The following is an 8,632-nucleotide window of genomic DNA, read 5'->3' as shown; positions in this document are numbered from 1 at the left end:
CGGAACAGGCGCGTCACAGATTGGTTGATCTCCGTTGTAAATGCAGGTTGTGGTGCGGCTATCACCACCATCTCTTTGGTCACCGTCTCTTTACATTTACCATATTAGCTGTCATGTCACCTTATGGTACTGTGCCAGCGGGTGTATAAAGAGCTGTGGCACCATTGCCGGTGATGCTGCCCTTATCAACTGTCCAGCTTACATTATCTGCCACTGGCAGGTTACCCGCATTCAGCGGGCTGTACTGTTCTCACAAACTTTGGCAGGCACTGAAAATCTGATTTGAAATTGGCTACATTAATGGCTTCAGATATTTTGGTGTCAATACATCCCTTGTCACTGCTGACCGTTAATTTGATCTTGTACACACCCTTTTTCATGTATTGATGTGTACCCGGATCTTTGCCGTAGCGGTAGCACCATCTCCGAAATCCCATTTATAAGTCAGGTTACCCGGACCTGTGCTGGTATTGTCGATGGTCAGCAGGTGCTGTACACAGAATTTATCAGATACTTAAAATCCGCTTTTAATGCGGCTGATACGTCAACAATCTTACTGATCCGTTTGGAAGCAGTACAACCATTGCTATTGGTAATGGTGAGCGTAATAGTAGGAGATAAGGCATTATTATATACATGCACAGGATTACGGCCGTTGCCAATGCTCCATCTCCAAAATCCCAGGTATACGTGGTGATAGTACCATCTACAGGATCGGATTTATCCGTAAACTTTACTTCCAGTGGCATACAGCTGGGGGGACTGGCCGTAAATCCGGTTTGGGTTTCTCCCATACCGTGACTGTCTTTGTAATATTGCTGGTATTGCCTGCGGCATCTCTCACGGTAAGCAATACTTATATATACCCGGAGAGGTATAGGCAGCGCTGGGTCGTTGCTCGTTTGAGGTAAAGCCATTGCCGAAGTCCCATTGCCAGGAAATGGGATTGCCGGTGGACTTATCAGTAAACGTTGTTATCAGGCTCTCACAATCACTTGTTTTACCCGGAGTGAAATCCGCCTTTAGTTGAGCATGGGCAGAAATGGTTAAGGACATAGCACTCCAAAGCAGCGCAAATGCGAGGGCATTGCCTGACATGGTCATGGTTTTGAAGGACATAGTATATGGTTCGGATATGAAATTAACGAAATTCCATATCCCGGTTATAGCACGCAAGTGTTACATATGAGGAGTGAGTTATAAGTGGTCTTGTGCAGGTGAGCTAAGGGGCGCGCATGTTTTACGAAACAGTTGATTGAATATGTGCGTTAAAGAAATAGTCTAAATATTATATGCTAATTGATTGTTAGATGTCCTAATCATAATTTTTTTGCATTTTGATAAAGAAAGTTTGGTTTTGACCTGAGAGCCATTGTCAAAAGGATACAAAAAAAGGAAGTATCAAAGATATCTCTGATACTTCCGGCAGATGTTCCTGTTGTGTAATCATAAAGTGTCAGGAAAACTTAATGAGCATGCATGCAGACAGGTATTTATACCGGAAAGGATCCGGATGCAGGTGGGATACATAAAGTAATCAGGACATATAAGCAGAATACTTAACTTAGCGGTCCGTATGAAAAACTGATCGTCATTATTGCTCTGCTGTTTAATTTGAGCAGCTATTGCCAGCGGGTATTATATCAATCCAATACCGGCAATGACCAGCACACCGGTACTACAAAAACACAGGCATGGAAGACTTTCAAGCGCTTAAAAACACTGGATGCCGGCACAACAGTAGAAATCCTCGAGGCCGGGGCGTTTGATCAGTCTATGCTGATCAGGGCCAGTGGTACAGAGCAGTCTCCCGTAAAGATCAGGTTCGCTCCGGGGAACTATCACTTCTACAGTGATCACGTGGAGAAAAGACAATTGCATATTACAAATACCAATGACAGGCCATACGAACAGAAGTCCATCGCCTTGTTCTTTGATAGCTGCCGTTATGTACAGGTAGAAGGAACAGGCGCTAAAGTGATCCTCCATGGAAAGATGATTGAGACGTTCGTCAATCATTGTGATCATATAAACATCTCCGGACTGAGCTTTGACTACAATCGCCCGACAGTCTCTGAATGGCAGATTACCGGCGTGGGAGAAGGATACGCAGATGCTTTGATTCATCCGACTCAAAGTATAGCATCAGCGACAGCCTTATTACATGGATCGGAGATGGCTGGCAATATCAGCCGGATGGTTATTGGCAGGTATTAAACCCGCTGACTAATGACCTGTCCCGCATGGATATGCCGATGCAGGCGCTCCGTTTTGTACAATTGAAGGGGAACGCCATCCGTATTTATTTTAAGAGGGATATTGGCTTTAAAAAGGGCCTTATTTACCAAAACCGGGATGTCACACGGGATTGTGCCGCCTTTTTTATGCAATACAGTAAAAATATTCAGCTCGATAATATCAGACTGTATTTCATGCACGGTATGGGCGTAGTAAGTCAGTACTGTGAGAACGTCAGGATGAACAAGGTGGTGGTAAGACCTGATGACAAGTCCGATCGTACCTGCGCGGCATGGGCTGATATCCTCCATTTGCAGGTTGTAGCGGTAAGATCGAAGTAGCCAATTCATACCTTTCTGCTGCGAATGATGACGCTATCAATGTACACGGTATTCATCTGCAGATTACTGAAATACAACAGGATAATAAGCTAAAGGTAAAATTCGCCACGGACAGACATTTGGTTTTGACGCTTTCGCTGCACAGGATGCTGTGGCTCTCATTAATAAGGAAAGTCTGTTGGCCATCGCAGATAATCAGGTACAGCAGGTAGAAAGGATCAACGATAAGGAGTTCATACTTACACTGGCCAGACCTGTTCCTTCCGGTGTGAAAACCGGAGATGCCGTAGAAAATGTAACAGCCACGCCGGAAGTCTGGATACACCATACTACTATCAACAGAATTCCTACCGTGTGTGCTGACTACGACCAGACGTAAAATACTCATTGAAAACAACCGCTTTGAAAATACCGTATGAGTGGCATCTTTATCAATAACGATGCTTCAGGCTGGTTTGAATCAGGTATGGTGAAAGATGTGACCATCAGTAAAAACAGGTTTTATCATTGCGGAGAACCCATCATCAGTATTCATCCTGAGAATACAGTCAATGGTAATACCGCTGTGCATAGCAACATAAAAGTACGTGGTAACTATTTCTGGTTACACAGTGCACGATTACTGGAAGCAAAGAGTACCAGCCATATAAAGATCACAGGTAATACTGTCTACAATGCAGCATCCATCGATAGTGTATTGAAATTTGTTGATTGCTCCGATGTATCCGTGTCTGGCAATATACTCCGACAGAAAAACCAAAACATCATTGCCCGGAGCTATCAGCTCCGGGCAATGATGTCTAACGATAGTTATATTTCCCGTATAATCGTTGTAGCCTCAAAACTGTATTGACTTCACATCTACACTGACGCTCCAAAATACCCTAAAGCGCCATTCGATATATTAGAAGGTGGATTGGATGGTGTCGCTGTCGAAGTACCCCATTTGACTGCAGTACATTGAAATAATTGTAAATATTCCTGTCCACACTTGCCATCACAACCTGTACAATGTCTTCTTTCTGTATATAGGCACTATCCATGTACAGCTGGTGTCTGACAAAATTCCCGTCACTCAGCCTGTCACTCAGCGCATAAAACGCCTTATAAGGCACATTTACAAGCAATGTAAAAAAGTAATAATTCGCCACATCGGGAGGATCCTGAAATTCACCTGCGGCAGATTTCTGGTTTCCTCTAATATCTTTGTCTGCGTGAATGAAATGCCTTTCATGGGTACATAAGCAGGCATCGTCGAACTGGCAGTATATTCAGTCTCATCGACACCGACAAACAGCTTGTAAGTATGGCCAATATGGCCAATCAGCGAGGTGGATGCATAATACCCTTATCGACAGTTTCCAGGAACCGGTGTAAGGTGTTGTCGGTACTGTCCAGTACATAAACGATCGCGTTAGAAACCGGCGGATAGTATTCTCAGCGTCGAATGACACCGTCCGGTTAATCCTTATATAATGCGGACCTCCTCCATTTGTGATGTTTTCCTGAATAACGATCCGGGAAGGAGCTGATCTGAGCTGTACATCAATGTTTTAGTACAACCAGCCAGCATTGTGATTATCAGCGTCGCTATCAGTATTGTCTTCATACTAAAATGAGAAATTATAGGTGATAGAAGGTACCCAACGGAAAAGCGCTGTTTGCTGCGCAATAGTACGTGTCGGATTTGCCGGATCATTTTTAAATTCTATGATGTATGGATTTTCTTTACCATAAGCATTATACACGGAGAAATTCCAGTTGCTGTTCCAGCCTTTTCCCTTTCTCCATCTATAGTGACGCCTACATCTAACGATGATAAGCCGGCATCCGGTAACCATTTCGCTCTGTATACAGGAAACGGTCTGTCCGTTGATTTCGTATTTTCCACTCGGATAAGTTACCGCATTACCGGTATTGTACACCCAATTGGCGGAAAGCGCCACTTTTTACTCAGCTGATAAATCGACACAATAGCAAGATTATGTGCTGATCCTGATGCGCCGGATACCAGTATCCCTGATTGATCGCGTCTACCTGCCTTTCTGGCGGGATAGGGTATACTGATCATCCTGTCAGACGCCGGCCTTCTTCTTTGCGAAGAGCTCCAGCCATAGCCCTGCCTTTCCCATATAATAGTTGCGACTCAAATTATTGTTGACAGACAATGCCGCACCATCCTTAAAGTCAATTGGTTTTGCAGGTGTTTGTAATAAATTTCAGCTGAGAGTTCATACCGGCCCTCACGTAGATGACGATAATATCCAAAGGAGAGTTGGTCTGCTATTCCGGTTTTACATTCGGACTACTCAGTATCCAAAGGTCTGTCGGACTGGTAGAAGCGGAATTGCTGATCAGATGCACATGCTGGTATTCCGGGCATAAGCAAATTTTAGTGAACTGCTTGAGTCAAGCTGGAAGCTGGCTGCTGCACGTGGCTCCAGATTGACGTAAGTCTTTACCAGTTGTCCCGAAGCATAACTCGTCGAATCGGTAATATCTCCCGCCGTATTGTACGTAGAGAAATTGCCCGGACCAAACACATTAAATACAGAGAGCCGCAGTCCATAATTCATACTCCATTTACCCATGTTTTTTCATGACTCACATAGGCAGCATCTCAAGCGCATATTTCTTATCTAATGTTTTGAATTATAATTGGCGGACGCGCTTGCGTCAATAATGCCGGGATTCAGATTATGATGAGTAGTGGTAAATCCGAAGTTCAATTTATCATTGCCCGACATCACATATTGCAGATCTTCTTTCAATGAAAAATCCCTGATCTTCGAAATGATCTTCGTATTGCTGGAATTGTCGGCTACCTCAATGTTATGATTGTAGTCGCTGTACAACAGCGTTGTATTGGAGAATAGCTGACTGTTGAAGTTGTGGTTCCATCTGAATGTACCGGTTGTATTGCCATAATATAACGCCAGCTGATCTGCTAATTTCAGGTTGTCCTTTCCATTATAATAGAAACAAAGATCCTGTTATGATCATTCAGATTATAATTCGCCTTTGCATTGATATCGTAAAAGTAAAGGTTCGACTTCTTTACATCTTTGTTTGTAGAGAGTTCAGGAAAAGATCCGCATAGGTACGAGGGCGCTGACCATAAAAGAGCCTTTATCTTTTACAATTGGTCTTCGAGATTCAGATGGGAGGCAATAACCCCCAGACCGCGCTGCCATGGAAACGTGATTGTTACCATCTTTGGTTCTGATGTCAACAACAGAAGAAGACGTCCGCCATATTCCGCAGGCATTGCACCTTTATACAGCGTGAGGTCTTTGATCGCGTCAGAATTAAACGTTGAAAAGAAGCCTAGTAAATGGTTGCATTGTAAACAGGTGCATCGTCCAGCAATAACAGGTTCTCATCGATATTACCACCGCGTACATAAAAGCCACCGCTTCCTTCACCTGCGGACTTTATACCCGGCAACAGCTGTATCGTCTTATAATGTCTTTTTCACCAAGGAATACCGGCACATTCGCCATCTCTGCCGTGCTGAGTTTCTGTAATCCCATCTGCGCTTTGGCAAGCGTATTATGCGCGCTTTCCGATGTGATAACTACTTCTGATAGTTGTCCTCTGACAGGCATAAGCGAAACATTCCGGCTAAGGTCTTTGGTTAATGAAACAGGAATTGTATCCGGCTTATAGCCTGTGTAACTGACAATTAAACGATGCGTCCCTTCCGGAACAATAATCGCATAGAATCCATAGTTATTGCTGCTGCTGTTATACCTTGACTGTGACAGAATATATACAGATGCACCGATTAAGGTTTCTCCCGTGCTTTATCACGTACAATACCGCTAATCGTATCTTATGTTGGGCAAGGGCTTGCAGACTACTTATCGTGGAAAAGAATAAAGCCAGTACAGCAATTTTTTTCTGCTAATAATAGGTCTGTTTTGTAGGTATATGTTCGTTGGCTGCCACAATTTAGCATACAGGTTGCATATGTTATGTTAAAATTGAATATTTATACTTTTTTCTTATCCCCTTTATCTGTCGCCCTCAAAAATATTTGAACTTTATTTACCTTTCCTGTGTTAACAAAAATATCTCAGATAATCATCGGTCATCAGTTTTCAGGCAGTACACTGTAGCGCATTACGTTTTAGCACCAAAACCTATTATCAGACGAACCACGTTTTATGAAAAATTTTTAACCCCGCTGTTTTATTAATAGCAGTCCCTTCCTTTGCACAGGATAGTATCATGCCACGTCGATACTACGCACAACTAGAGGAGAAGACAGCAAAAGTCAATTCCCTCATCCGTAAAAGGACCCAAAAGTCTTTACATTGGCTGATCAGCCGTGAGCAACTTATGCGGGCTAAACTTAATAAGTCCGATCCCGCGCTGCTCATCGTATTTTCGACCGGTCTATTGATAGTCTGCAACGGCTCAAAACCTTGTCCGCCGCCAATATTACCGCAAAGGCAAAGATCGGACATCAGTATAACAGTTATCTCGATACCTTACAGGTAGCCGCCGGATTTCTGCCTGCTTCCGCTGATTTACAGGAAAAGGTAGGGTCAGCTACAAGGCGCCATCGGACAATCAGAGCAGATCAGTACCTATATTCAGGAACGACAACGCGCATTAAAGAACCAGCTGGCGCAATACACAATGTTCACCAAAGACCTGCAACGCTTAGGTAAACAAGCCTATTATTACCGGGAACAGTACGGGATATACCAGCATCTTACAGGATAGAGTAAGCTGGAGCAAAGGCCATGGAACTGCTACGGAAATCCGACGCTTTCAGGGCATTTTTCACTAAACACTCCGTGCTGGCAGGCCTCTTTAACGCGAATGGTAGTCTGAATGCAGAACAGGCCCCTCGATGGACTACAAACCCGTCGTCAGGTAGAACAGCTGGTACAACAGCGTATCGGGATGATCCGGGTGCCAGACAAGTTATCACGGAACAGGTCAATCAGGCAAGGGATGAGTTTAATACTTTTAGGAGAAATTTCCCCTGCTCAATAGTAAGGATGAAATGCCCGGTTTTAAGCCCAATCCGATGAGACTAAGAGATTCCTTCAAGAATGGAATTCGGGGAATATACAGTTCCAAAGGGCTAGCAATTGGTATCCGACTATGGAGACATCGCCTTGCAGCCGCATATAAGTTTACGGAAAAGGGGAGTGTCGGTATCGGACTGGCATATAAACTCGGCTTAGGCTCCCTCGACAGGATCGCTATCTCCAATAAAGGAGCCGGCATCAGGTCCTTTATTGACTACCGGATCAAAAACGCATTTTCCCTGAATGGTGGTATGGAAATGACCACTACGCCGCCTTTTCCCATATAGCGCAACTCAGGAACTGGAATGGCTGCAAAGAAGTGCTTTGCTGGGCATGAAATATACCTATAAGGCAAGCCCTAAACTGAAGGCAATATTACTGTGCTGTATGATTTCCTCGCAAGACAACAAGCCCCTTTCTCAGAACCCCTGAAGATCCGCTTCGGCTACTCAAATAAACCTCATTGCTATCACCTAAATAACTCCACTACATGTTGCTGTATCAATCCCTGCCGGAAAAGGCCGCTTACCCGGTTTTATCACCTTATTATCACTGTTACTGCTAACCGCCCTTTCTACTCAGGCCCGCCAGAAAAAGAATACGCTTCCACAGCAGATCCCCGGTCTCAGACGCCATTGCCGTCGATCGTTGCAATCGCATACCCGCCTCAGAAAGTACAGGCATTGCCGATATCAGCATCCCGCTGGCAGATCTGCGTATTGGTTCCTTTGCTTTGCCTGTCACACTCCGCTACCATAAAATGGCTTAAAGGTAAACGAAGTGCCCTCTTCCGTTGGCGATGGCTGGTCATTACACTACGTGGTATGATCAATTTTCAGCAACAGGGACTGCACGATTTTAAGTCGGGAGGTATCTTCGACGGAGGTATCAGTTCGGCCTCCATGAACAGTCTGAATCTTTCTGCGCGGACACATGAAAGCAGCCAACAGAAGACTTATCTGGATAACCTGATCAAGGGTACCACTGACGGTGAATTTGATCAAT

12 protein-coding genes and 1 pseudogene are annotated in these 8,632 nt (G+C 44.3%); 6 read left to right on the top strand and 7 right to left on the bottom strand.

Annotation, left to right across the window (positions count from 1 at the left end; all coding sequences use genetic code 11):
• Positions 1-527: 527 nt before the first annotated feature.
• Positions 528-794: a PKD domain-containing protein gene (locus FEF09_RS34480; protein ID WP_261387986.1), complete on the bottom strand. Its 267-nt coding sequence runs from the start codon at positions 792-794 to the stop codon at positions 528-530.
• A 46-nt stretch (positions 795-840) separates the two neighbouring features.
• Positions 841-1,119 (bottom strand): PKD domain-containing protein, encoded by a 279-nt coding sequence (locus tag FEF09_RS34475; RefSeq protein ID WP_261387985.1) that lies wholly within the window; start codon positions 1,117-1,119, stop codon positions 841-843.
• Between the two features lie 495 nt (positions 1,120-1,614).
• Here FEF09_RS34475 and FEF09_RS30320 point away from each other — a divergent pair, with 495 nt between their 5' ends.
• The 4 genes from FEF09_RS30320 (at position 1,615) to FEF09_RS30305 (ending at position 3,432) form a co-directional block, all read left to right on the top strand.
• Complete coding sequence (locus FEF09_RS30320; protein ID WP_146308640.1) at positions 1,615-2,217, top strand: hypothetical protein; 603 nt, start codon at positions 1,615-1,617, stop codon at positions 2,215-2,217.
• 26 nt (positions 2,218-2,243) lie between these two features.
• Positions 2,244-2,579 carry a hypothetical protein gene (locus FEF09_RS30315; protein ID WP_146308638.1) on the top strand — a complete coding sequence of 112 codons (336 nt, stop codon included), beginning with the start codon at positions 2,244-2,246 and terminating at the stop codon, positions 2,577-2,579.
• A 151-nt stretch (positions 2,580-2,730) separates the two neighbouring features.
• Positions 2,731-2,958, top strand: a complete 228-nt coding sequence (locus FEF09_RS30310) for a hypothetical protein (RefSeq protein WP_146308636.1) — start codon at positions 2,731-2,733, stop codon at positions 2,956-2,958.
• Between the two features lie 36 nt (positions 2,959-2,994).
• The gene (locus FEF09_RS30305; RefSeq protein ID WP_146308634.1) at positions 2,995-3,432 is read left to right on the top strand and encodes a right-handed parallel beta-helix repeat-containing protein; all 438 of its coding nucleotides are present in this window, start codon (positions 2,995-2,997) and stop codon (positions 3,430-3,432) included.
• A 757-nt stretch (positions 3,433-4,189) separates the two neighbouring features.
• On the opposite strand, the gene FEF09_RS32610 is transcribed toward FEF09_RS30305, so the two are convergent.
• The 5 genes and pseudogenes from FEF09_RS32610 to FEF09_RS34465 all read right to left on the bottom strand — a co-directional run.
• Positions 4,190-4,525: a hypothetical protein gene (locus FEF09_RS32610; protein WP_222597320.1), complete on the bottom strand. Its 336-nt coding sequence runs from the start codon at positions 4,523-4,525 to the stop codon at positions 4,190-4,192.
• A 408-nt stretch (positions 4,526-4,933) separates the two neighbouring features.
• A complete protein-coding gene (locus FEF09_RS32605; RefSeq protein WP_222597319.1) occupies positions 4,934-5,155 on the bottom strand; it encodes a hypothetical protein in 222 nt (73 codons plus the stop codon).
• A gap of 63 nt (positions 5,156-5,218) precedes the next feature.
• A complete protein-coding gene (locus FEF09_RS32600; protein ID WP_222597318.1) occupies positions 5,219-5,434 on the bottom strand; it encodes a hypothetical protein in 216 nt (71 codons plus the stop codon).
• A gap of 579 nt (positions 5,435-6,013) precedes the next feature.
• Positions 6,014-6,187 carry a hypothetical protein gene (locus tag FEF09_RS34470; RefSeq protein ID WP_261387984.1) on the bottom strand — a complete coding sequence of 58 codons (174 nt, stop codon included), beginning with the start codon at positions 6,185-6,187 and terminating at the stop codon, positions 6,014-6,016.
• A gap of 24 nt (positions 6,188-6,211) precedes the next feature.
• Positions 6,212-6,346 (bottom strand): annotated as a pseudogene (locus FEF09_RS34465) (hypothetical protein); the annotation flags it as partial.
• Between the two features lie 1,277 nt (positions 6,347-7,623).
• On the opposite strand from FEF09_RS34465, the gene FEF09_RS30295 reads away from it, so the two are divergent.
• Positions 7,624-7,914 carry a hypothetical protein gene (locus FEF09_RS30295; RefSeq protein ID WP_146308632.1) on the top strand — a complete coding sequence of 97 codons (291 nt, stop codon included), beginning with the start codon at positions 7,624-7,626 and terminating at the stop codon, positions 7,912-7,914.
• A gap of 93 nt (positions 7,915-8,007) precedes the next feature.
• The coding region (locus tag FEF09_RS30290) for a hypothetical protein (RefSeq protein WP_146308630.1) at positions 8,008-8,632 on the top strand (625 nt) is incomplete at its 3' end.

Origin of the sequence: Chitinophaga pinensis (assembly GCF_007896845.1) — a bacterium.
Classification (GTDB): Bacteria; Bacteroidota; Bacteroidia; order Chitinophagales; family Chitinophagaceae; genus Chitinophaga; species Chitinophaga pinensis_C.
This window is presented reverse-complemented; position numbering and strand designations above follow the sequence as displayed.

Excerpts from the sequence above, each read along its gene's own strand:
- FEF09_RS34480 (WP_261387986.1), bottom strand. The coding sequence starts at position 794 with ATGGGAGAAACCCAAACCGGATTTACGGCCAGTCCCCCCAGCTGTATG.
- FEF09_RS34475 (WP_261387985.1), bottom strand. The coding sequence starts at position 1,119 with ATGTCCTTCAAAACCATGACCATGTCAGGCAATGCCCTCGCATTTGCG.
- FEF09_RS30315 (WP_146308638.1), top strand. The coding sequence starts at position 2,244 with ATGGATATGCCGATGCAGGCGCTCCGTTTTGTACAATTGAAGGGGAAC.
- FEF09_RS30305 (WP_146308634.1), top strand. The coding sequence starts at position 2,995 with ATGAGTGGCATCTTTATCAATAACGATGCTTCAGGCTGGTTTGAATCA.
- FEF09_RS32605 (WP_222597319.1), bottom strand. The coding sequence starts at position 5,155 with ATGAATTATGGACTGCGGCTCTCTGTATTTAATGTGTTTGGTCCGGGC.
- FEF09_RS34470 (WP_261387984.1), bottom strand. The coding sequence starts at position 6,187 with ATGCCTGTCAGAGGACAACTATCAGAAGTAGTTATCACATCGGAAAGC.
- FEF09_RS30295 (WP_146308632.1), top strand. The coding sequence starts at position 7,624 with ATGAGACTAAGAGATTCCTTCAAGAATGGAATTCGGGGAATATACAGT.